Origin of the sequence: Thermococcus aggregans, assembly GCF_024022995.1 — an archaeon.
GTDB lineage: Archaea > Methanobacteriota_B > Thermococci > Thermococcales > Thermococcaceae > Thermococcus_A > Thermococcus_A aggregans.
Genome location: NZ_CP099582.1, coordinates 1,093,960 through 1,117,753 on the forward strand (window position 1 = coordinate 1,093,960; position 23,794 = coordinate 1,117,753).

Genomic DNA, 23,794 nt, shown 5'->3' on the forward strand with positions numbered 1-23,794 from the left:
GTGGTTGTTATGAACTTTCAGGAAGAAATCCTGCTCATAAAATCTGAAATTTACCCAATAATCAGAAAACACTATCCAAAAAACACTCACAGAGAAGTGATCAGCCTCTACGACCTGATAACATTCGCAATACTGGCACACTTACACTTTAACGGAGTTTACAAGCACGCTTACAGAGTTCTAATTGAAGAAATGAAACTGTTCCCAAAAATCAGGTACAACAAACTGACAGAACGCTTAAACAGGCACGAGAAACTCCTGCTCCTAGCTCAGGAAGAATTGTTCAGAAAACACGCTAGAGAATACGTCAGGATAATCGACTCAAAACCCGTCCCAACAAAAGAGCTGGCGAGAAAAAACAGAAAGGAGAAGAGATGCTCTTCAGAAATCATAACTGAAAAACCTGCTGTTGGTTTTATCCCTTCTAAAAAAAGTTCTATTACGGGTACAAACTGACGTGTTATTCTGATGGGAATTTGCTGGCTTTATTGTCCGTTGATCCGGCGAGTAAGCATGATGTCACGGTGGTTTGGGAGAATTTCGGGTGGATTGTTGAAAAGTTCACCGGTTGTTTCCTGTTTTTGGATAAGGGTTACGTGAGTGGGGAACTTCATGAGGAGTTCCGGCGGTTTGGGGTTGTTTACACGCCAGTGAAGCGGGAGAATCAGATTAGTAATCTGGAGGAGAAGAAGTTTTACAAGTACTTGTCTGATTTCAGGAGGAGGGTTGAGACTCTGTTTTCTAAGCTGGATGCTTTCCTGTTAAGACCTAGTTGGACTGTTAGTTTGAGGGGTTTGATTGTCAGGATTTTGGGAGCAATTCTGGCTGTGAATCTGGATAGATTATACAACTTCACGGGTGGTGGGAACTAGGGTTAGAATCTTAACGGGGAAGAGAATAAGTCAGTAACCTGCGCCTTTTGATGAAGTTTTGCGGGGGCTCCTTAAGGAGCTCCAAAGAGTTTAAATATTCTGGTGATTATAAAGGATTTAGGTTATGATAATAGGTGGTTGCAATGGCTGAGGAAGCAAAAGAGGTTAAGGAAGTTAAAATCCTTGAAAAACCGTGGGTTGAGAAGTATAGACCTGAGAGGCTTGATGACATCGTAGGGCAGGATCACATAGTAAAGAGACTTAAGCATTACGTTAAGACGGGTTCAATGCCACATCTTCTCTTCGCAGGGCCGCCCGGCGTCGGGAAGTGCCTCACGGGAGATGCGAAGGTCATTGTTAACGGTGAGCTAACAACCATCGGGGAGCTTGTGGAGAGAATAAGCAAAGGCAGGTTTGGTATCACCCCGGTTGATGGTCTGAGGGTTTTTGGCGTTGACGAGGACGGCAAACTTATGGAGTTGCCCGTTGAGTACGTTTATAAGGACAGGACAGATGAGCTCGTCAGGATAAGGACGAGGCTCGGCAGGGAGCTTAAGGTCACCCCATATCACCCGCTTCTTGTGAATAGAAAAGACGGAAGGATAGAGTGGGTTAAGGCGGAGGAGCTTAAGCCCGGAGATAGGCTTGCCGTTCCGCGCTTTCTTCCGGCGGTTCTCGATGAAGATCCCTTAGCTGAGTGGCTCGGCTACTTCATCGGCGATGGTCACGCCGATGCTCAGGGCAACATCATAACCTTCACGAACACGGACGAGAGGCTCAGAAAGCGCTTCATGAAGCTCACTGAGAAGCTTTTCTCTGATGCGAGGATTAAGGAGAGAATCCACGAGAATCGCGCGCCTGATGTTTATGTGAACTCGAAGATGGCCAAAGAGCTCGTTAAAAGCCTTGATCTCGCCGGCAAAAAGGCGGAGATGGTTTACATACCCGCGCAGGCATGGAAAGGTCTTCGCTCTTTCCTGAGGGCATACTTTGACTGCGACGCGGGCGTTGAGCACAATGGGATAGTCCTCTCAACCGCGAGCAGGGAAATGGCGGAGCAGGTCTCTTATGCCTTGGCAGGGCTTGGAGTGGTCGCCAAAGTGAGGAGCAAAGCTGTCAAGGGGCGCACCTACTACTACGTCGTTATCTCGGGCTCCGAGAACATATCGCGCTTCCTCTCCGAGGTTGGCTTCTCGGTTGAAGAGAAAAAGAGGAAGGCAGAAGCCCTCGTCAAGAAGCCAAACCCCAATGTTGGCTCGCTCTACGCCGATAGGGAGCTGATTTCCTACGTCAGGGACAGGCTTAAGCTGAACTTCTCGGACGACAAGGCCCGGTGGAGCCCGGAGAAGGCTAAGAGGATAGCCTGGGAGCTCATGAAGGAAATTTACCACAGCCTCGACGAGCTGGAGAAGCTTGAGAAGGCCCTGTCGAGGAGCATCTTCATAGACTGGAACGAGGTCGCTAGGAGAAGGAAGGAAATCGCGGAGGCGACGGGAATAAGGGCCGACAGACTTCTTGAGTACATCAAAGGCAAGAGGAAACCCAGCTTGAGGAACTACCTCAAGATTGCCAAAGCACTGGGCATTGAGCTTGAGGAAACGATAGAGGTCATGCGCACCTTCGTGAGGAAGTACTCCAGCTACGCCGAGATTGGGAGACTTATCGGGACATGGAACTCAAGCGTCAGAATAGTCCTTGAGAGCAACACCGAGAAGATAGAGGTTCTTGAGGAGATTAGAAAGGCCGAGCTAAAGCTTTTGAGGGAGATACTCAACGACGAAAAGCTCAAGAGGGGCGTCGCTTACCTCATCTTCCTCGCCCAGAACGAGCTCTTCTGGGACGAGATAGTCGAGGTTGAGAAGCTTAAGGGCGACTTCGTAATCTACGACCTTCACGTTCCTAACTATCACAATTTCATCGGCGGTAACCTTCCGACGGTTCTCCACAACACAACAGCCGCACTGGCCCTTTCACGGGAGCTATTTGGCGAAAACTGGCGTCACAACTTCTTAGAGTTGAACGCCTCGGTCTCCAAGGATACTCCAATACTTGTGAGAATCAACGGTCGGGTTATGAGGACAACCTTTGCCGAGCTTGATAAGCTTTACTTCGACGAAAGCGATGGCGATGTCGCCTACAAAGATGCACCCAACCTTGAGGTTCTCACGGTTGACGAAAACTACCGCGTTAGATGGGCTCGTGTAAGCAAGATAATCCGCCACCGCGTCCCCGTTATACTCCGCGTTCACCTCGAAGGCGGCGGAAAGCTCGAACTGACCGGGAACCACTCGGTCATGGTGCTCACCGAGAACGGACTTGAAACAGTAAAGGCTAGCGAGTTGAACGAAGGATCAATTCTTCTCAGCTTTACCGCAAACCTTGAAGGCCTTCTCGATGTCCTTGACCTGAGTGGGTACAGGATTAAGGAGAGCGCGAGGACGAGAACCTTTGATGGGCTTCCCGTCAGTGAGGAGCTCTCCTACATGCTCGGCCTTTACGCCGCTGAAGGTGCCGTAGGCTTCAGGGGCAACACCTCCGGTCAGGTCATCTACACCCTCGGAAATCACGAAGACGAGCTGATAAACCGCGTTAGGGCATTTGCCGAGAACCTTGGGGTGAGCTTCTACGAGAACGACGTTGGTTCCGCCTTCGACCGCTCAAGGAAGAGCGCGCACCAGCTCAGGTTCCTCAACACTCAGTTGGCCAAGTTCTTCGAGGAGAGCTTCTACGACGGGAGCGGCAGGAGGGCAATGAACAAGAGGATTCCGGGCTTCGTCTTCGAGTTCCCGGTTCAGGAGAGGATAGCATTCCTTAGAGGACTCGCCGACGGCGACGGAAGTGGAGAGTGGGGCGAAGTAGTCAGGGTTTCCTCAGTTTCAAGGGATTTACTCATAGACACCGTCTGGCTCGCGAGGGTTTCGGGTATAGAGGCAAGCCTCTTCGAGAGGGAGGTGAGGCTCATCTGGAAGGGTGGAATGAAGTGGAGCAAGGCTGAGCTCCTCCCGGCTGGGCCAATAGTTAAGATGCTCATGGCGATAGAGAACGCCATCGAGGGCAACTGGCGCTACGAGTTCAGGCACCAGCTCTACGAGGGCAAAAAACGTGTCAGAAAGGCGACTTTGAGGAAGGTCATAGAGATGGTAAACGAGGAGAAGCTGGATGGGAAGGGCAAGAGAATCCTCGAAACGCTGAAGAAGCTCGTCAACACGGATTTGCACGCCCTTTTGGTTAGGAAGGTTGAGCTCATTGAGTACAATGACTTCGTCTACGACGTTAGCGTTCCAGGCAACGAGATGTTTTTTGCTGGAGAACTCCCAGTTCTGCTCCATAACTCTGATGAGCGCGGAATAAACGTGATTAGGGAGAAGGTGAAGGAATTTGCAAGGACAAAACCGATAGGAGGAACGAGCTTTAAGATAATCTTCCTCGACGAGGCGGACGCTCTAACCCAGGACGCCCAGCAGGCCCTGAGAAGAACTATGGAGATGTTCTCGAACAACGTTAGATTTATCCTGAGCTGCGTCACTGGGGACACAAAAATCTACACACCTGACGAGAGAGAGGTTAGGATAAGGGACTTTATGAAGCACTTCGAAGAGGGCCTCCTCAAGGAGGTGGGCAACAGGGTCGGAAGGGACACCGTTATCGCGGCCGTCGCGTTTAACTCAAGGATAGTCGGCCACCCGGTCTTCAGGCTGACCCTTGAGAGCGGAAGGGTAATTGAGGCAACCGGAGACCACATGTTCCTGACTCCAGCGGGCTGGGTTCAAACGTACGACCTTAGAGAGGGTTCGGAAGTTCTCGTCAGGCCGACGCTTGAGGGCACTCCCTACGAGCCGGATCCGAGGCCGATAATAAACCTCCACGAGTTCTACCGCTTCCTTGAGGAAATTGAGCGTGAACACGGACTCAAACCGCTCGGTGAGGCGAAGACCTTCCGCGAGCTCTTAACGAGGGACAAGGAGAGAGTTCTCGCGAGGGTTCTTGAGCTCAAAGCGGAGATGGAGAACGGGCTGACGGAAAGGGAAGCTGAAATCCTGAGCGAGATTCCAGGGGACTGGATTTCAAGAAGGAAGCTCCAAGAGAAGGTTGACCTCTCAAGGGTGAGGCTCAACCAGCTCCTCCAGAGTCTTGAGGAGAAGGGCTACGTCGAGAGGAGGATTGAGGGCAAAAAGCAGTTCGTCAGAAAGGTACGTGAGGGCAAACCTCTAAGGAATGCCATGGACGTGAAAAGGGTTATCGAGGAAGAGTTCGGGGTTTATGTAAGCTACACCACTGTCAGAAAGCTCCTCAACGGAGAGATAAGCGGAGTAGCTTACAACATCCTACGAGAGGTTAAGGAGAAGTGGCTCGTCCGCTACGACGACGAAAAAGCTGGAGTCCTTGCGAGGGTTCTCGGTTTCCTCCTCGGCGACGGTCACCTGGCGAAGAGAGGAGTAAGAATTTGGTTCAACTCAAGCAAGGAGGAGCTCGAAGCGCTCGCTGAAGACCTGAAGAGGCTTGGTCTTAAGCCTTCAGAGATAATCGAGCGCGAGACCAGCTCGGAAATCCGCGGAAGAAAGGTCGAGGGCAAAATACACATGCTCTACGTGGACAGCTCGGCATTTCGCGCCCTCATGCGCTTCTGGGGAGTCGAAGTCGGTAACAAGACCGTGAAGGGTTACGTTGTTCCAGAGTGGATTAAGAGGGGCAACCTATTCGTCAAGAGGGAGTTCCTGCGCGGCCTCTTTGGAGCTGATGGAACAAAGCCGAGCGGGGAGCGCTACAACTTCAACGGCGTCAAGCTTGAGATGTATGCCTCAGTGGAGAGTCTCAAAAGAACCACCGAGTTCTTCAACGAAGTTGCCGAGCTCCTCAGGGAGTTCGAAGTTGATTCAAGGATTGTGGTCTCCCCCGCCGGGAGGAAGGACAGGTTTGTTGTCTGCCTCGTCGTTACACCAAACGACGCCAACTACCTCCGCTTCCTCACAAGGGTCGGCTATGCCTACGCCAAGGACAGTTACGCGAGGCTCGTTGGCGAGTACCTTAGAATCAAGCTGACCTACAAGGAGCTAATCCTCCCGGAGATTGCGGAGAGGGCAATAGAGCTGGCGAGAGCGACCAACCCGACCCAGGCCGCTAGGGTTCTCGGCGTTAAGAGGGACTTCGTCGTAAACAGGCTCAGGGGCATTCCATTAGGTCTCACGAGGGACTTTATGACGTTCGAGAAGTTTGTGAGGGAGAGAGTTTTCGAGGGCTACGTTGTTGAGAGGATTATTAAGAAGGAAAAGCTCGGCTACCTCGACGTCTATGACGTGACGTGCGCGAGGGATCACAGCTTTCTCTCCAACGGACTCGTAAGCCACAACTGCAATTACTCCTCAAAGATAATCGAACCCATACAATCGAGATGTGCAATATTCCGCTTTAGGCCGCTAAAAGATGAGGATGTTGCAAAGAGATTGAAATACATAGCTGAAACCGAGGGGCTTGAGCTGACCGAGGAGGGTCTTCAAGCGATACTCTATGTGGCTGAGGGAGATTTAAGGAGAGCAATAAACGTTCTGCAGGCGGCAGCGGCCCTTGATACCAAGATAACAGATGAGAACGTGTTTTTAGTTGCAAGCAGGGCTAGGCCAGAAGACGTTAGGGAAATGATGCTCCTAGCGTTGGAAGGGAACTTCCTCAAGGCTAGGGAGAAGCTCAGAGAAATTCTTCTTAAACAAGGATTGAGCGGAGAGGATGTCCTTATACAGATGCACAAAGAGGTGTTTAACCTTCCAATAAGCGAACCAAAGAAGGTTGCCTTAGCAGATAAAATCGGAGAGTACAATTTCAGGCTTGTTGAAGGAGCAAATGAAATGATTCAGCTTGAAGCGTTGCTCGCCCAGTTTACCCTGCTTGGCAAGGATTAGGTGAGCCCAAATGCTGCCATGGGTTGAAAAATACAGGCCAAAAAGGCTTGTGGATATAGTAAATCAGGAGAAGGCATTGGAAAAGGTTAAGGCATGGATTGAAAGCTGGTTTCATGGAATCCCCAAGAAAAAAGCCCTCCTCCTTGCCGGTCCCCCCGGTAGCGGAAAGACCACGACCGTCTATGCACTGGCCAATGAGTATAAGTTTGAAGTAATTGAACTCAACGCAAGTGATGAGAGAACTTTCGGGAAAATAGAGCGCTATCTTAACGCTGCATATACAATGGATGTCTTTGGAAGGAGAAGAAAGCTGATCTTCCTTGATGAAGCCGATAACATAGAGCCTTCGGGAGCAAAGGAGATAGCAAAGCTCATAGACAAAGCAAGGAACCCCATAATAATGTCAGCCAACAAGTACTGGGAAGTACCTTTGGAAATAAGAAATAAAGCGGAAATCGTGGAATACAAGCGTTTAGGCCAGAGGGATATTTTAAAGGCGCTCTTTAGGATTGTAAAATCAGAGGGTGTTTTTGTTCCTAAGGAAGTTCTAGTGGAAATTGCAAAAAGGGCTAGAGGAGACTTGAGAGCTGCAATAAATGATCTCCAAAATCTCGTAAGTGGTGGGACGGAAGATGCCGAGCTTGTTCTGGCGTATAGAGATGTTGAAAAATCTATCTTTGAAGCCCTTGGAATGATATTTGCTTCAGACAATGCAAAAAGGGCAAAAATGGCCCTTATGAACCTTGACAACACCCCAGACGAGGTTCTTCTTTGGATTGAGGAAAACATTCCCTATGTGTACTACAAGCCAGAGGATATTGCGAGGGCGTATGAGGCCATAAGCAGGGCTGATATATACTTGGGGAGGGCAACAAGAACAGGAAACTACGGGCTGTGGAAGTATGCAATAGACATGATGACTGCAGGAGTTGCTGTTTCGGGAGTAAAGAAAAAGGGATTTATACGCTTTTATCCCCCAAAAACTCTTAAAATGCTTCGAGATACTAAGGAAGAGCGCTCTATCAGGGAGTCTATAGTTAGGAAAATAATGAAGGAGATGCACATGAGCAAGCTTGAGGCCATTGAAACAATGCAGATATTCCGAGCTATCTTTGCCAACAACTTAGATGTTGCCGCCCATATAGCGGTTTTCTTGGATCTTGGCGACAAGGAGATTGAGTTTCTTACCGGGGATAAAGAAAAGGCAGCAAAGATCAAAGGGAAGATGCTATCTATCCATAGAAAACTAAAGGAAACGAAAACAGAGCTTGAAGTGAGAATTGAAGAAGCTGAAGCTGTGGAAGAGGCTGCAGAAGAGGAAGAAGTTGAAGAGGAACTTGAGGAGGAAGAAACCGAGGAAAAAGAGGAAGAAGTCAAAGAGGAAGAGCAGCCCGCAAAGGAGGAAAAAGGAAAGAAGCCCAAACAGGCCACCCTATTTGACTTCATAAAGAAGAAGTGAGCCTAGAAAAGCCTAATGTCCGCGCAGACCTTAAATACATGAGGCTTGTAGTCCGAGACCTTCTTTATTTTTATCTCGCACTCCTTTCCGAGTTCTCTGCACTCCTTGATAATTCTCTCTTCAAATTCCTTGAGCTTGTTCTCGTGAATAAAGTCGTAATAGTGAACCCATTTTTCGGCTTTTTCAATTGCCAATCTGAGGGCATCGACGCCTTTTGGAGTCGGGCTTATAACTCTGTCAAAGGTTCCAAGCCTAGGCACGACTTCAAATACATCCCCCTGAATAACCCTTATGCTGCCCTTAAGCTTTTTCTTGTTCATTTCTATGTTCTCAAGGCCTAGCTTTACTGCGTATTCGTTTAATTCCACGGCGGTTATTTCTGCGGCTTTATATCTAGCAATTACAAGTGCATATGGCAAAATGCCGGCAAACATGAGGAGGATCTTTTCTCCATCATTCACGAGCCGGGCTAGTCTATAGCGTTCTCCTTTCATTCGGGGGTTGAAAAAGACCTTACTTAAGTCAACCTTAATATCTACGCCGTTCTCCTTGTGCACCGTCGTGAGTCTTCTTTCCCCCCATATTATTGAATATTCCCTTATTCTGAAAGTGCCCCTGTGGAACCCTTTTTTAGCTATTACCTTTAGAAACGGGTGCACCTTGAGCAAGGCGTCAACTATATCCCTTTCTCTGTGCTCTATCTCAGGAGGGATTTGAATTACGGCAATATCTCCTATAACGTCATAACGCCTGAGAAAGTTTAGTTCCTCTTCTGTGAACTTCTCCTTCAAAATGCTCTCAAGGTTCTTGTAAATCTGTCTTTCTGGCCTAAGAGGGAGTTCAACATCCACAACCTCGAATCCCAGACTCTGGGCTTTCTCCGGATCTGTTATTGGCAAGAGGATGTGTTCTTTATCCCTCCTTGGTCTTCTTTTTCCGTCATAGATTCCTTCCCGCTTAAGAATTCTCTTAGCTTTCTCTGCTTCAATTTTCTTTACCCTGACTGCTGCCATGCTTCCCTCCCTCTATTAAGGTTGTAATCATTTTTTGTGTGATTTCTTCGATGAGGTCTTTTTCATTCTTTTCTTCAAACTCTTTCAAAAGCACGTTTTTCTGAGGCTTGTCCAAAACACCCGGTGGGAAGTACAAAATAAGCAGTGACTCATTGGAAATTACGTGATCTTTTAGCGAGAACAAAAACTTTGCAACCGAGGGAAAATCATTGTAAAGGATGAGGTACTCAACACCCTCGAAGTACACGACTGCCTTTCCACTCTTCTCCCGCAAAAACTTGACAATGGCATCTTGAAGCACGTGGAGTTTTGTAGGGTCTATTGCGTTCTTTTCCTCTATTCGGCTCACCCATATGAATTCATCGGGCTCTAAGTGGTATTTCTCCATCCAAAACTCTTTTCTCATTCTGCTCACGACGAGTAGTCCGCTTGAAATCTCTGACAGAAATGCTAATGTCTTGGGGCTTGCTGGCTTTTTAAACGCGTATGCTCCAGTTACTGGTAAAGTTGGAGTTTTTTCGTGGCGTTGTTTTGGTCTCGCTTCTTGAGAACTCAAAGCCCGGAGGTAAAATCCGACTGAAGAGACCAAAAGCAGGTAGGAGATGGTGTAGAAACTTGCCATGATAATCCAGAGAGGGGTTTTAGTTAGAGAATCTATTATAACTCCGATTGAGCCCGCGGTAAAGAGGGAAGCGGATATTACGAAGTTTTTAGCTAGTCTTTTTCCTGGCCCTTGAATGGTCTCACAGTAATTTAACGCTATCTTAATGAGGTTTATCCCGATGATTGTGAGGATAATCCCAGCTAGAACTCCTAGGGGATCTAAGTACATTGTTTCACCATTGGGTAATATATCCAATTATGTTTAAATGTTTTTCATTTCCAATACGGTTCCCTCATGAGAACAGCCTTCTTGAAAATTTCGATAAGTTCTTCATCGGAGGCGTTGTTCCTAATTGGGGTTACGATGTCTATTAAATCATTTTTCCTCAAGAGACAGGTTTTTAAATGGCCCGTTGAGGTGAGCCTTATCCTATTACAATTTGCGCAGAAAACTGTGTTGTGCATCGACCTAACGACTTCAACTTCAGCAATCCCGTATTCCGTTGGAATAAAATATTTTCTCCTTCTATGCATCTTTCTCTCCCTTATCTCTACTGCAAGTTCCTCAAACTTCTCCTCCAGAGGTTTTAAGGGGTAAAAGTATTTTTTGAAAAACCATGAATTTTCCATTTCTCTTGGCACTTCAATCTCAATAAGCTGGAGAATAGCCTTTTTCTGAGCGGCATAATTTATCATGTCCCATATTTCATCATCATTAAGACCTCTCATAACAACCATGTTTAGCTTAACTGGATGGAAAAGTTTGATTGCTTTCTCAATTCCCTCAAGAACTTGAGGAAGGACGTCAAATCCTGTAATCTCTTTATACTTTTTCCTGTCAAGGGTATCTAGGCTTATGTTTACTCTGTCAAGCCCGGCTTCTTTTAAAGGCTCTGCCAGTGTCTTCATTGTCGTTCCGTTGGTGGTCATGGAGAGGTCTTCAACATAGGGCCTTATTCTTCTCACTATCTCCACTATATCCTTTCGAATCGTTGGTTCTCCCCCGGTTAGCTTGACTTTTTTTATGCCGAGCTTTGATGCTATCCGAACTATTCTTTCTATTTCTTCCGGCGTCATCTCTCGAAAGCTGAAGTCTTGTCCTTCTCTGTGACAATAGAAGCATTTTAAGTTGCACTCGCTTGTGAGAGAAATTCTCAGGTTTGTTACAGGTCTTCCAAAGCGATCTACTAAAACCATACTCTCCCCTCTGCTAATTAAAACGTTAATGCTTTAAAAAAAGGTTTTGGGTAAACAATTATGTTAATCTCAAAGACTGCGAAAAGTAAAAGAACAATGAGGAGTATATATTCCTTGGGGGATAGCAAGTGGAAACAAATAAAATTCGTGAGCTTGTTAAAGAAGCTGAGGCTCTTCACAAAGATTTTCAGAAGTGTTTTCTTCGTGCTTACTCGCTCTCATCATCTTGGAATTTTGAAGAGTTAAAAAATATCCTATCCGAGCTTTATGAAATCGTTGAAAAGAAATTTGAGGTAGCATTTCGGATAGCAAACATGTCTCCCCTTTTGGGGGAAGATTTTGAGCGGCTCGCAAAAGAGCTTCAAAAAAACGAGCATCAGATGAAATTTCGTTTGGAAGAGCTTTTCCTTCTGGTTGAAAGTCCAAAAGTTAGCTTTACTGAAAAAGCCAGGATAAATGCGTCTATTCAAAGGCTGTTGCAGTTCTACAGGGTGTATGACTATTCCATAACTCAAACAATTCAAAAGCTGATAGGGGAGCTTGAGGGGCTTATGTTTATAAGTGAAGAGAAGAAACTACCCCCAGCCAATGTTGTTGGTAAAATAAAAAGAATAGAGGATTTGGATGAAAAACTAGGACTCTTAATTTCATTCATTCACTACCTCTACAACAGTCCCTCGTGGGTGCATAAAGTTGAAGAAGCCTTGAGAGATTGGCATTCAAAGGGGTTGCTGTGGGTTGAAGTGAGAAATGTAGAAAGTAACAGTGGAGTCGAGAGAGAGCATGCCGCTAAAATCCTTGAAGGCTTGACGCTCATTGGTGTTGTGGAAAAACGGGAAAGAGGTGGTGAATATGTCTACAAACTCAGAGGTTTCGGTGAGGATTAGAGGGATATACAGCACTGCCTTGACAAAGCTGCTCCTTGACGAGGGCTTTAAGATAAGCCAGCCAAGTCCAAAGATCGCTGAAAGGCTAGGCATTGAAAAAGTCTATGACGAGTTCGATGTGGATATACAAGATAAAAAAGACTCCCATGGTGTTATACTAGTTGGAACAAAAGTGGAAGAAGTCAAAAAGGTTTTTGAAGAGAAGTTTTTGGATGTTTTCTTTAGAAAGATGCCTTACCAGCTTTATGGAATATACAAAGGTATTGTTGTTAAAAAGGATGAAAGGTATGTGTATGTGGATATAGGGAGTGCAATAGGAACACTGCTAATTGAAGAATTCCCTGATGCTGTTGAAGGAGACGAAGTGCTTGTTCAGGTCAAAAAGAACAACCTCCTCCCCCATTTGAGCGTCTTACTTACTATACCCGGCGATTATGCAGTGCTTATCCCAAAACCCGTTGGGACACAGAGGCATGTGAAAATCTCAAGGAAAATTAGGGATCAGTCAGAGAGGGAAAGGCTTAGGATACTTGGACTAAGTGTTGATCTTGGTGAATGGGGAGTTTTGTGGAGAACTGCAGCTGCATATAAAGAATGGAATGTTCTTAGAGATGAGCTAATAAAGCTTTCAAAGATTGCCGAAAAGCTGAAAGAGGTAGAAAAATACTCTGCTCCTGTCCAAATAGTCGAGGGCAGAGATATCTATGAAGTTGAATTTGGTGGCGCGGCAAAGGCAAAGCTTGATGACATAAGAAATGCTGCAACTCCCACAATAGAGGGACATCACAAGTTTAAGGCATATGATCCCGAATTTGGATTTGCCGTTGAAATTGCGGAGGGAATTTTAAGTAAAATCCCCTCTCAGAGAAGAAAAGTTAGCGAAGGCTTTTTAGAGGCGTTAACTAATAACAAAGGGCCAAAGAAAGGATGGCTTTTTAGACTTGAACACGTCAAGCCAGATGGCCAAATAATCAAAATAGGCCCAGGAGAAGTTGTTGAGGTTTCCTTAAATCCGCTAAAGGTGAAGATTAGAAGAAATCTGAAGCCCGGTAGATTCTACGATGGCTTGGACTTACCAATAGAGGCCGGCGATTACTCAATAACAGAGATTGAAGAAGGAAAATGGTGGTTTAAACACAGCTATTACGATAGAGAGGGCAATTTGAAGGGAGAGTACTACAACATATGCACTCCTGTTGAGATATACCCGGATAGGGCAAGATACGTTGATTTAGAGCTTGATATCGTAAAGTGGCCCGATGGAAAGAAGGAGATTATAGACAAAGATGAGCTCAAGAGGCACTACGAGGATGGAGTTATAAGCGAAAAGCTATACAAGGCTATAGTAAGACTAACTCAGGAGCTTTTTGAGAAGATTTAATTTTTTCCACATCCTCTATCCCTTTATCCGTTATTTTAAAGTAAACAATGCCCCCCTCTGGTTTGAGCCTATGCCGTTCTAAAACTGCGATTCTAAAACCATTTCTTAGCTTTTCCAATCTGAGGATGTCCTTGCATTTATATCCCAGCGTATGCTCTGCTATTGGTTTTAGGACGTTGTGCTTTGAGTCAAAATAAACCTGATTTATGATAATGACCCCTAGATTATACTTCCTCGCAAGCCAAAGCAGGATCTGGAGTTGTTTTCCGAGATCTGTAGTAACTGCACTTTTGTTTTCCTCTATCCTGTAATGGTTGGTTATTGAGTCCACAACAATCAGGGAGAATTTTTCGTTTACGATCTTTTTAAGACTTGAAATTGTTTTCTTCTGCTCTTTGAAATCGAACGATTCAAACACTAGAAATTTCTGTAGTGTTCTTTCTTTATCCAATCCTCTTGTCTCTGCCATAGTGGCCAATCTCTCGGGAGAGAACCCTCCTTCAGTATCTATATACGCGACTTTTCCGTCATTTAAAAGACCCACTTGCATTGCTAAGGTGGTTTTTCCGGTAGCAAATGCGCCATATATCTGGGTTAATACTCCTCTACCTATTCCCCCACCAAGTAATTCGTCTAAGCTCTTACTGCCGGTGGTCAGCATTATCCACACCGCTATACTTCAAAGGGCTTTTCAACTTCAGGAACTTTTACAAGAACCCATATTCTTCTCTCTCTGAGTTCTTTAATGAGCTCCTCAGCATTCCCCTCGCTGTAAACCCCGTAGTGCATCGGTATTACTATTTTCGGCCGAATTACTTCAACTATGTTTGCTGCTTCCCTCACGTTCGCGGTGGATCTTCCGCTTATTGGCACGAAGAGGATATCTATCTTTCCCCGGAAATTCTTGAAAATTGGGCTGTAATATGTATCCCCAGGATGGAAAAGTGTCTTTCGTTCATTGGAAATAGTGTATCCCAACGGGTACTGACTTGAGGGATGCTCCACGAATATTGCCCTCACTTTAACCCCGTTCTCAAGCTCTATCTCCTGACCTCCCTCTATTTCCATGACTTTAGTTATTCCATCGCTTATTGCCATAAGATAAACGGGCTTTGGTCCTATAACGGTAGCGTCCCTAAGTCTCGCCAGAAGGGGTGTTTTGCCGTAGTGGTCGATGTGTTCATGGGTAACTAATATGTAGTCGATGCCATCTATGGCATCATCGTTGACATATTCATAGGGATCTATCAGAATTTTCACGCCATTTATTTCAATCCAAAAACACGCATGACCATACCAAATAATCTTCATGGGCGTAGCCTCCGGGAATAATAGATTGAAACTCCACTTAAATCTTTCCCATCAAACGTTGGTTTTATAAAGGAATTATCATTATTTCGATTTGAAGGCATATGAAGGGATTAATAGTCAAAGAACCATTTGCTTCATGGATTGTGGAAGGGAAGAAAGAATGGGAGATTAGAAAAAGCTCCACCAAGATTAGAGGAGAAGTTTACATTATAAACAGAGGTTTTGCAATAGGAAAAGCTGAACTTGTAGATGTTTTGGGTCCCTTCACACCCGAGGAATTAAAAGATTATAAGGAAAAGCACATGGCCGAGTATGACTTCTTGAAGGAATATTCAAACGGCAAAAAGCTCTACGCGTGGGTCTTTAAAAATCCGGTAAAATTTGAGAAACCCTTGGAAGTTATAATGCCCAAAGGTGCTCAGATATGGGTTAACATTAGGGGGTTTAAAGAGTGAGGAAATACTTTTTTCTCCCTCTGACATTGCCCTTCTTGATTCTCTTAGTCCTTCTGCTGCCGCTCATCTTCATACTCTTTGCGAGTACAATAACTCTGGCATTTCAAAAGCTGGGCCTTCCCCTTCCGGTTGCTTTTACGTTGTTCTGGGCGTCATTAATAGGAAGCTTCATCAACATTCCGATTAAGGAAATTAGAAGCTATGGGCCGATTGTCAGGGTTGCCAAAGTGTCGTTTTTTGGCATCACTTATCCCGTTCCATATGTTGACTGGGGTGAGCAAAAAACGGTAATCAGTGTTAACGTTGGAGGGGCCCTTGTTCCAATTAGCGTGGTCTCTTATGAGATATTGAGGCTTATAATTCTTGAGCAGAATGACCTTTTGATTAGAGTGGCTATCGCCATTCTTATCTCAACGATAATCAGCAAGGCTTTTTCAAGACCTGTGAAAGGATTAGGCATAGCAATCCCGACTTTTATTCCTCCATTGGTTGCTGCTCTCTTAGCTCTTACTATAGGAGCTCCAAATAGGCCTCTAGTGGCATATACGAGCGGTACAATGGGCGTTCTCATAGGGGCTGATCTGTTGAACTGGGACAAACTTAAGGATCTCGGAGCGCCAATGGTTAGCATAGGTGGTGCTGGCACTTTTGATGGTATTTTTCTTGCTGGAATCATAGCGGTCTTGCTGGTATGAAAAAGATATTAAACGTTAGCCCTATTCTCTTTGGAGGTGATAGTGATGAAAATAGTGCTGGGGAATGGAGCGTATCACATGGCGGAAGAAGTCAAGATGAAAGCGGGCAACTATAACAAAGAGGTATTAGACGTTGAGATAAAGAAGTTCCCCGATGGAGAAAAGTACGTGAGGGTTCTCGGAGAGGGGAAAGAAGCCATTGTTGTTCAGTCTACCTTTAACCCCCAAGATGAGCGCCTTATTGAGCTTCTCCTCCTAGGAGATGCCCTCAGAGAGAGGGGATTTGAACATCTTAAGGCAGTTGTGCCGTATTTGGCTTATTCAAGGCAGGACAGAGTAACTAAAGATGGAGAACCAATAAGCGTTAGAGCAGTTATGAAGGCGCTTGGTCTTTACTATGATGAACTCTACGTCTTTGACCTCCATAACCCCGAAACCCTGAAATACTTCCCTGGGAAGAGTGTTAACTTAAGCCCTGCCAGGGCTATAGCCGAGTACTTCAAGGAGAAGCTTGGTGATGGATTGGTTTTAGCTCCGGATAAGGGTGCGTTGGAGAGGGCAAAAGCCGTTGCAGAGCTTCTCAACTTGGAGTTTAGCTACTTCGAAAAGAAGCGTATCTCTCCAAGGGAAGTTCAGATGACTCCAGTGGAAGTTGATGTGAAAGGAAAGAATGTGCTTATAGTTGATGACATCATAAGTACTGGAGGAACAATGATAAAGGCAGCCAATATACTTAGGGAAATGGGGGCTGGAAAAATATTTGTTGTTGCAACCCACGGAGTCTTTGCTGAGGGGGCAATTGAAAGAGTTAGCAAGGTAGTTGATGAACTCGCTGTGACCAATACTATCCCAACTCCAGTTTCGAAAATAAGCGTTGTTGAGGATATTCTGGCGCTTTAAAGGTCTTCAAATGCTTTTCTCATTATTTATTTTGGACGATCTCAAGACTGTCTCAATGGGTGGTGCCCTTTTGTTGCTTCATGGTTGGGAGTGGGGAATTCTAGTACTGTGTGTTTAATTGCAAAATTTTTTGACATGCAAATGTTTAAAATATGGCAAAGTTAAACTCTTTTTTAACAGCTTCTTTTCTAAAAATACGGCTTCTCAAGGTTTTGCAAAAATTTTTCATTGTGGGGGTCTTGAGCTATAGGGTGGAGCGCCCGAACAGGGCGCAACGAAACCCGAGCGCCAAGACGGCGGCGTCGGGGGGACAGGGTGCAAAGCACCCATGATGAACCCCGCCCTCCAGCTCGGGTCACAACAATGTGCGCTCCCGAGGAAACGCCGAAAGGCGGACCCCTCGGGGGTAAGGCAGGCCCAACACCCCGACCAAACCCCGGATGGGTTTTATGGTACTCCCCTTTGAGGGGAGTCCCACCGGCCGTACTCCTATAGCAATTCCGGTTGATCCTGCCGGAGGCCACTGCTATCGGGGTCCGACTAAGCCATGCGAGTCAAGGGGGTGTCCCTCTGGGACACCACCGGCGGACGGCTCAGTAACACGTCGGTAACCTACCCTCGGGAGGGGGATAACCCCGGGAAACTGGGGCTAATCCCCCATAGGCCTGAGGTACTGGAAGGTCCTCAGGCCGAAAGGGGCTTTTGCCCGCCCGAGGATGGGCCGGCGGCCGATTAGGTAGTTGGTGGGGTAACGGCCCACCAAGCCGAAGATCGGTACGGGCTGTGAGAGCAGGAGCCCGGAGATGGACACTGAGACACGGGTCCAGGCCCTACGGGGCGCAGCAGGCGCGAAACCTCCGCAATGCGGGAAACCGCGACGGGGGGACCCCGAGTGCCGTGGCATCGCCACGGCTTTTCCGGAGTGTAAAAAGCTCCGGGAATAAGGGCTGGGCAAGGCCGGTGGCAGCCGCCGCGGTAATACCGGCGGCCCGAGTGGTGGCCGCTATTATTGGGCCTAAAGCGTCCGTAGCCGGGCCCGTAAGTCCCTGGCGAAATCCCACGGCTCAACCGTGGGGCTTGCTGGGGATACTGCGGGCCTTGGGACCGGGAGAGGCCGGGGGTACCCCTGGGGTAGGGGTGAAATCCTATAATCCCAGGGGGACCGCCAGTGGCGAAGGCGCCCGGCTGGAACGGGTCCGACGGTGAGGGACGAAGGCCAGGGGAGCAAACCGGATTAGATACCCGGGTAGTCCTGGCTGTAAAGGATGCGGGCTAGGTGTCGGGCGAGCTTCGAGCTCGCCCGGTGCCGTAGGGAAGCCGTTAAGCCCGCCGCCTGGGGAGTACGGCCGCAAGGCTGAAACTTAAAGGAATTGGCGGGGGAGCACTACAAGGGGTGGAGCGTGCGGTTTAATTGGATTCAACGCCGGGAACCTCACCGGGGGCGACGGCAGGATGAAGGCCAGGCTGAAGGTCTTGCCGGACACGCCGAGAGGAGGTGCATGGCCGCCGTCAGCTCGTACCGTGAGGCGTCCACTTAAGTGTGGTAACGAGCGAGACCCGCGCCCCCAGTTGCCAGCCCTTCCCGTTGGGAAGGGGGCACTCTGGGGGGACTGCCGGCGATAAGCCGGAGGAAGGAGCGGGCGACGGTAGGTCAGTATGCCCCGAAACCCCCGGGCTACACGCGCGCTACAATGGGCGGGACAATGGGATCCGACCCCGAAAGGGGAAGGTAATCCCCTAAACCCGCCCTCAGTTCGGATCGCGGGCTGCAACTCGCCCGCGTGAAGCTGGAATCCCTAGTACCCGCGTGTCATCATCGCGCGGCGAATACGTCCCTGCTCCTTGCACACACCGCCCGTCACTCCACCCGAGCGGGGTCTGGATGAGGCTCCGTCCTCTGGGCGGGGTCGAGTCCAGGCTCCGTGAGGGGGGAGAAGTCGTAACAAGGTAGCCGTAGGGGAACCTACGGCTCGATCACCTCCTATCGCCGGAAACCCATCCGGGGGGCTTAAGGGGTGTTGGGCCTGCCTTCTCGTGGGCCGGTAGCTCAGCCTGGGAGAGCGCCGGCTTTGCAAGCCGGAGGCCCCGGGTTCAAATCCCGGCCGGTCCACCACGAAAAGGTGCACATCCCGAGCAAACGCTCGGGGTGGAAGGGTCCTAGACCCCCGAATAGGGGGTCACGATGAGGACCGTGCATAGGCGGATTTGGCCCAAAAAATGTCCAGCCCCCAAGTAGGGGGTAAGAAACCTAAGCCGCCTGGTGGATGGCTCGGCTCGGGGCGCCGACGAAGGGCGTGGCAAGCTGCGATAAGCCCCGGTGAGGCGCAGGCAGCCGTCGAGCCGGGGATTCCCGAATGGGACCTCCCGCGGCTTTGCCGCACTCCCGGCAGGGAGGGGGAACGCGGGGAATTGAAACATCTTAGTACCCGCAGGAAAAGAAAGCAAAAGCGATGCCGTGAGTAGGGGCGACCGAAAGCGGCACAGGGCAAACTGAACCCTGGGTGGAAACACCCAGGGGATGTGGTGTTGTAGGGCCCTGCGCTGGACCCTCTCGGGTGAAGCCGAAGTCCGCTGGAACGCGGCGCCGGAGAGGGTGATAGCCCCGTAGGCGTAAGCCCGAAGGGTCCTGCAGGGTCCCTGAGTACCGTCGGTCGGATATCCGGCGGGAAGCTGGGAGGCATCGGCTCCCAACCCTAAATACGTCCCGAGACCGATAGCGAACTAGTACCGTGAGGGAAAGCTGAAAAGCACCCCGGGAGGGGGGTGAAAAGAGCCTGAAACCAGGCGGCGATAGGTGGGTGCGGCCCGAAAGGAATGAGTCTTCCCGAAGGAAATCCCGGCGACGGGAGAGTACGAGGGAAGAGGACCGGGGTTGCACCGTCCGTCTTGAAACACGGGGCAGGGAGTTCACGGCCGTGGCGAGGTTAAGGGGAGAAATCCCCGGAGCCGTAGGGAAACCGACAGGTCCGCACCGAAAGGGAGGGACGGGGTGTGAAAGCGCCCGGAGTCACGGCCGTGAGACCCGAAACCGGTCGATCTAGCCCGGGGCAGGGTGAAGTCCCTCAACAGAGGGATGGAGGCCCGATAGGGGTGCTGACGTGCAATTCGCTCCCGTGACCCCGGGCTAGGGGTGAAAGGCCAATCGAGGCCGGAGATAGCTGGTTCCCGCCGAATTATCCCGCAGGATAGCCTCCCCGGAGGCAGGTAGTGGGGTAGAGCACTGATTGGGTGTGCAGGGGGCGAAAGCCTCCGGCACCCTGTCAAACTCCGAACCCACTACCGCCGTAGATGGGGGGAGTAGGGTGGCGGTGTAAGCCGTCCACCGAGAGGGGAACAACCCAGACCGGGGTTAAGGCCCCAAAGTGCCGGCTAAGTATTACTCCAAAGGGTGTCCCTGGCCTTAGACAGCGGGGAGGTAGGCTTAGAAGCAGCCATCCTTTAAAGAGTGCGTAACAGCTCACCCGTCGAGGTCAGGGGCCCCGAAAATGGACGGGGTTCAAGCCGGCCGCCGAGACCCCGGCGCACGGACCGATTGGTCCGTGATCGGGTAGGCGGGCGTCCCGGTGGGGTAGAAGCCGGGCCGTAAGGTCCGGTGGACCCGTCGGGATTGCGGATCCTGCCGGGAGTAGCAGCATAGCCGGGTGAGAATCCCGGCCGCCGTAGGGGCCAGGGTTCCACGGCAATGTTCGTCAGCCGTGGGTTAGTCGGTCCTAAGCCAGCCCGTAACTCGGTGCTGGCGAAAGGGAAACGGGTTTATATTCCCGTACCGCGGTGGTAGGTGCGGCAACGCAAGCCCGAGGGGTGACGCCTCGGGGTAGGCGGACCGGTCCACAAGGCCGGCTAAGCGTATAAGCCCGGGGAGTGCCGTAATGGCGAGAACCGGGTGAAAGCGCGAATGGCCTCCCGTAAGGGGGGTTCCGCCGATCCCTGGGGCCCGTGAAAAGCCCCTCGGGAACGATCCACCGCGACCGTACCGAGAACCGACACTGGTGCCCCTGGGTGAGAAGCCTAAGGCGTGTCGGGGGAAACCCAGCCGAGGGAACTCGGCAAATTGGCCCCGTAACTTCGGGAGAAGGGGTGCCTGCGGTTGCGTAAACCGCAGGTCGCAGTGACTAGGGGGGCCCGACTGTTTAATAAAAACACAGGTCCCAGCTAGCCCGAAAGGGTTTGTACTGGGGCCGACGCCTGCCCAGTGCCGGTACGTGAAGCCCGGGTTCAACCGGGTGAAGCGCCGGTAAACGGCGGGGGTAACTATAACCCTCTTAAGGTAGCGAAATTCCTTGTCGGTTAAATGCCGACCTGCATGAATGGCGTAACGAGGTCCCCACTGTCCCCGGCTGGGGCCCGGCGAAACCACTGCCTGGCGCATATGCCAGGGACCCCCGGTGGGAAGCGAAGACCCCATGGAGCTTTACTGCAGCCTGCCGTTGCCATACGGCGGGGGGTGCGCAGCGTAGGCGGGAGGCGTCGAAGCCCGGTCTCCGGGCCGGGTGGAGCCGCCCATGAGACACCGCCCACCCTCTGCCGTATGGCTAACCCGCGAAAGCGGGGACAGCGGTAGGTGGGCAGTTTGGCTGGGGCGGCACGCCTCCGAAAAGGTATCGGGGGCGCCCTAAGGTCGGCTCAGGCGGGTCAGGAATCCGCCGTAGAGTGCAAGGGCAAAAGCCGGCCTGACTGGACCCGTAACAGAGGCGGGTCCAGCCGCGAAAGCGTGGCCTAGCGAACCCCAGTGCCTCCCCGGTGGGGGCCTGGGATGACAGAAAAGCTACCCTGGGGATAACAGAGTCGTCTCGGGCGAGAGCCCATATCGACCCCGAGGCTTGCTACCTCGCTGTCGGCTCTTCCCATCCTGGCCCTGCAGCAGGGGCCAAGGGTGGGGGTGTTCACCCATTAAAGGGGAACGTGAGCTGGGTTTAGACCGTCGTGAGACAGGTCGGATGCTATCTACCGGGGGTGCTGGCCGCCTGAGGGGAAGGCGCCCTTAGTACGAGAGGAACAGGGTGCCGCGGCCTCTGGTCTACCGGTTGTCCTACAGGGCATAGCCGGGCAGCTACGCCGCGTCCGATAAGGCCTGAAGGCATCTAAGGCCGAAGCGGTCCCCGAAAATAGGCGGCCACTCCCTGGCGCAGGGGGTCGGGCGACCGGCCCGTTGCCAGGGACGAGGGCACCCGCAGAAGACGGGTTTGATGGAGCGGGGATGTAAGCGGGAAGGGAAACCGACCCGTTTAGTCTGCCGCTCCCAATAGCCCGAGGTTCTTACCCCCGAAAGGGGGCTGGACATTTGATAGGCCAAATCCACCTATGCACGGTCCTCAAAATAATCTTTTCCTGCTTTTCTGAACATCGATAAATTCAAGAACCTTAATTTGTATGAATATTCTTGGTGGTAGTGGTGAAATTGTTAGTGCTAGATTTGGATGGCACATTATGGGATCATCAAGATGCTTCTCGGCTTGTTCCTCCATTTCAGAGGAATGGAAATGAGATAATCGATGCATACGGAAATAAGCTAAGATTATTTGATGGTGTGTTGGAGTTTCTGGAATGGGCAAAGGACAGGTTTATTTTGAGCATAGCAAGCTGGAACGTTAAGGAACTTGTGAGGCCAATTCTGGAGGAGTTTGGTATTTGGGAATATTTCCTCTTTCCAAAAATAGAATATCACCCAAACAAAGCAGATATGATACTTCGAACGTTGAAGCAGCTTAAAAGTGCAGGATATGAAGTGTCGGAAATTATTTATGTCGATGATAGAACAATTCACCTTGGAGATATAAAAAAGAGGATTCCAAATCTCAGATTTATACACATGTGGGTTGATGTAAAGAGCTTTGAGGAGCTTAGAGAGCTCTTAGAAGATTGTGAGGTGATATAAATGGAACTTTTGGTTATAGGAGATAGAAGGATAGACTACGACGGCTCGGCAATAAAAAGCCACTGGGCTTACAGAAACTTTGGGATTCTGGGAAATTCCATAGTGGTTTTTAGAGGCAGATGTGACGTAAAAATTGAAGAAATGATTGATATTGAAGATCTCCGGCAGAAAAAGGAAATTAAAAGCGACGACATGGTTCATTATATAGTAGAGGTTTTTGATTATCCAAGCACTCTCATGGCATCTGCTCTTCAAAAACTCTTCATAGCAAAGCTTTGTGAACTGTTGGGAGAATACAACATAAAAACTTCCAGAAAGGGAGATGACATTTACGTAAATGGCAAGAAGCTCAGCATCTCAATAGCCACGGTTTCACCAGTTAGCGTAAAAATACATATTGGAATAAACGTTGAGGCAAAAGGTATCCCGAAAGGGGTCGATGCAATTGGACTTAAAGAGCTTGGAATACTTGATATTGCAGAGTTCATGGAAAAGAGCGGAAAGGCTCTAGCTGAAGAGTTCACTAAAGTGAAGAAAGACAGCCTCAAGGTGAGGTGGGCCGAATAACTAGACTACTGGATAAAGGAAAGCAGCCACTAATGGAACCGCTAAATTGTCGTCGAGAAATTTCTGGTATTCTGCGAGGGTTAATATCCCACTCCATATCAGTTTTATTGCAAAGGACTTTTCCGGAAGAACTGAAGATGCTATTAAAAAGGCTGTCAAAAAGTATCCTAGACTACCGCTCCAGTGTTTTTTAAGTTTCACGTTGTATCCATTTTTCCTGAAGTAATAAAACCTCAAAATACCAGTAATGCCATCACTTATTGCCATAACTAGCAATACCGCAGTGGCATACTCTTTTGGGAGAAAAGCAACTACGAAGGAAGCAGAAAGGGCAAAGAATACCTCCCCGTAATTTCTATTTATTTGGTACCAGGGGAGTTCCTCTCTCTTTAGATGGGGTATTAATTGAGCCAACGCAAAGGCAAAAGCAGCTGGAGCGAAGACCTCCCTTGGAATTTTTTCAGTATAGTAAAGTATTATTGCGGGTGTAATGCTGAAGTGGATTATCTTTCTATTAACCCAAGCGTATTCCTCTCCGAGCATTTTTGTAAATCCTATCGCAATTATGATAATCCCGGCTGCAATGCCGGCATAGGGTAACCATGTAGGGAACATTGATTTCACCAAGGATTAAATATTGAATGGGGCTAAATATACTTTTTTGTCCGAACCTTGTAAAATAATG

The 23,794-nt window shown here is 49.1% G+C and carries 16 protein-coding genes, 1 tRNA gene and 2 rRNA genes; 13 read left to right on the top strand and 6 right to left on the bottom strand.

The window, feature by feature from the left end:
* The 3 genes from NF865_RS06130 (at position 1) to NF865_RS06140 (ending at position 8,225) form a co-directional block, all read left to right on the top strand.
* A protein-coding gene (locus tag NF865_RS06130; RefSeq protein ID WP_253303896.1) for an IS982 family transposase occupies positions 1-872 on the top strand; the annotation gives its coding sequence in 2 pieces (ribosomal slippage) (positions 1-427 and positions 427-872; 873 coding nt in all).
* 143 nt (positions 873-1,015) lie between these two features.
* The gene (locus tag NF865_RS10500; protein ID WP_253305587.1) at positions 1,016-6,766 is read left to right on the top strand and encodes an LAGLIDADG family homing endonuclease; all 5,751 of its coding nucleotides are present in this window, start codon (positions 1,016-1,018) and stop codon (positions 6,764-6,766) included.
* Positions 6,767-6,776: 10 nt separating this feature from the next.
* Entirely contained in the window at positions 6,777-8,225 is a 1,449-nt protein-coding gene (locus NF865_RS06140; protein WP_253303897.1) for a replication factor C large subunit, read from the top strand.
* Positions 8,226-8,227: 2 nt separating this feature from the next.
* Here NF865_RS06140 and taw22 read toward each other — a convergent pair whose 3' ends face one another.
* From taw22 to moaA, 3 genes are read right to left on the bottom strand one after another with little or no spacing between them, the layout of a single operon-like run.
* Positions 8,228-9,238, bottom strand: coding sequence for a tRNA (guanine(37)-N1)/4-demethylwyosine(37)-methyltransferase Taw22 (gene taw22, locus NF865_RS06145; RefSeq protein WP_253303898.1), 1,011 nt, complete (start codon positions 9,236-9,238; stop codon positions 8,228-8,230).
* Positions 9,210-10,070, bottom strand: coding sequence for a DUF835 domain-containing protein (locus tag NF865_RS06150; RefSeq protein WP_253303899.1), 861 nt, complete (start codon positions 10,068-10,070; stop codon positions 9,210-9,212). Before NF865_RS06150 ends, taw22 begins: the two co-directional genes overlap by 29 nt.
* A gap of 44 nt (positions 10,071-10,114) precedes the next feature.
* On the bottom strand, positions 10,115-11,038 hold the full coding sequence (gene moaA, locus NF865_RS06155) for a GTP 3',8-cyclase MoaA (protein ID WP_253303900.1): 924 nt from the start codon (positions 11,036-11,038) through the stop codon (positions 10,115-10,117).
* A gap of 128 nt (positions 11,039-11,166) precedes the next feature.
* On the opposite strand from moaA, the gene NF865_RS06160 reads away from it, so the two are divergent.
* Entirely contained in the window at positions 11,167-11,925 is a 759-nt protein-coding gene (locus NF865_RS06160; protein ID WP_253303901.1) for a hypothetical protein, read from the top strand.
* Positions 11,891-13,306, top strand: coding sequence for a ribonuclease FAU-1 family protein (locus tag NF865_RS06165; RefSeq protein WP_253303902.1), 1,416 nt, complete (start codon positions 11,891-11,893; stop codon positions 13,304-13,306). The genes NF865_RS06160 and NF865_RS06165 overlap by 35 nt, the downstream gene beginning before the upstream one ends.
* Here the strand turns inward: NF865_RS06165 and radB are convergent.
* Together radB and NF865_RS06175 are read right to left on the bottom strand one after the other, a co-directional pair.
* Positions 13,266-13,967, bottom strand: a complete 702-nt coding sequence (radB, locus tag NF865_RS06170; protein WP_253303903.1) for a DNA repair and recombination protein RadB — start codon at positions 13,965-13,967, stop codon at positions 13,266-13,268. The genes NF865_RS06165 and radB overlap by 41 nt on opposite strands.
* A gap of 11 nt (positions 13,968-13,978) precedes the next feature.
* A complete protein-coding gene (locus NF865_RS06175) occupies positions 13,979-14,617 on the bottom strand; it encodes an MBL fold metallo-hydrolase (RefSeq protein ID WP_253303904.1) in 639 nt (212 codons plus the stop codon).
* A 101-nt stretch (positions 14,618-14,718) separates the two neighbouring features.
* Here NF865_RS06175 and NF865_RS06180 point away from each other — a divergent pair, with 101 nt between their 5' ends.
* From NF865_RS06180 to NF865_RS06215, 8 genes are all read left to right on the top strand, one after another.
* Positions 14,719-15,072 carry an ASCH domain-containing protein gene (locus NF865_RS06180; RefSeq protein ID WP_253303905.1) on the top strand — a complete coding sequence of 118 codons (354 nt, stop codon included), beginning with the start codon at positions 14,719-14,721 and terminating at the stop codon, positions 15,070-15,072.
* Positions 15,069-15,767 carry a DUF1614 domain-containing protein gene (locus NF865_RS06185; protein WP_253303906.1) on the top strand — a complete coding sequence of 233 codons (699 nt, stop codon included), beginning with the start codon at positions 15,069-15,071 and terminating at the stop codon, positions 15,765-15,767. Before NF865_RS06180 ends, NF865_RS06185 begins: the two co-directional genes overlap by 4 nt.
* 45 nt (positions 15,768-15,812) lie before the next feature.
* A complete protein-coding gene (locus NF865_RS06190) occupies positions 15,813-16,667 on the top strand; it encodes a ribose-phosphate diphosphokinase (protein WP_253305588.1) in 855 nt (284 codons plus the stop codon).
* 497 nt (positions 16,668-17,164) lie between these two features.
* Positions 17,165-18,650: ribosomal RNA gene (locus tag NF865_RS06195) — 16S ribosomal RNA — on the top strand.
* Positions 18,651-18,703: 53 nt separating this feature from the next.
* Positions 18,704-18,780: transfer RNA gene (locus NF865_RS06200), tRNA-Ala, on the top strand.
* 123 nt (positions 18,781-18,903) lie between these two features.
* Positions 18,904-21,930: ribosomal RNA gene (locus tag NF865_RS06205) — 23S ribosomal RNA — on the top strand.
* Together the 16S and 23S rRNA genes with 1 tRNA gene alongside form the textbook arrangement of a ribosomal RNA operon.
* A gap of 129 nt (positions 21,931-22,059) precedes the next feature.
* Entirely contained in the window at positions 22,060-22,542 is a 483-nt protein-coding gene (locus tag NF865_RS06210) for a magnesium-dependent phosphatase-1 (protein WP_253303907.1), read from the top strand.
* Complete coding sequence (locus NF865_RS06215) at positions 22,543-23,109, top strand: DUF366 family protein (RefSeq protein WP_253303908.1); 567 nt, start codon at positions 22,543-22,545, stop codon at positions 23,107-23,109.
* On the opposite strand, the gene NF865_RS06220 is transcribed toward NF865_RS06215, so the two are convergent.
* Positions 23,110-23,724: a diacylglycerol/polyprenol kinase family protein gene (locus NF865_RS06220; RefSeq protein WP_253303909.1), complete on the bottom strand. Its 615-nt coding sequence runs from the start codon at positions 23,722-23,724 to the stop codon at positions 23,110-23,112.
* Positions 23,725-23,794 lie beyond the last annotated feature (70 nt).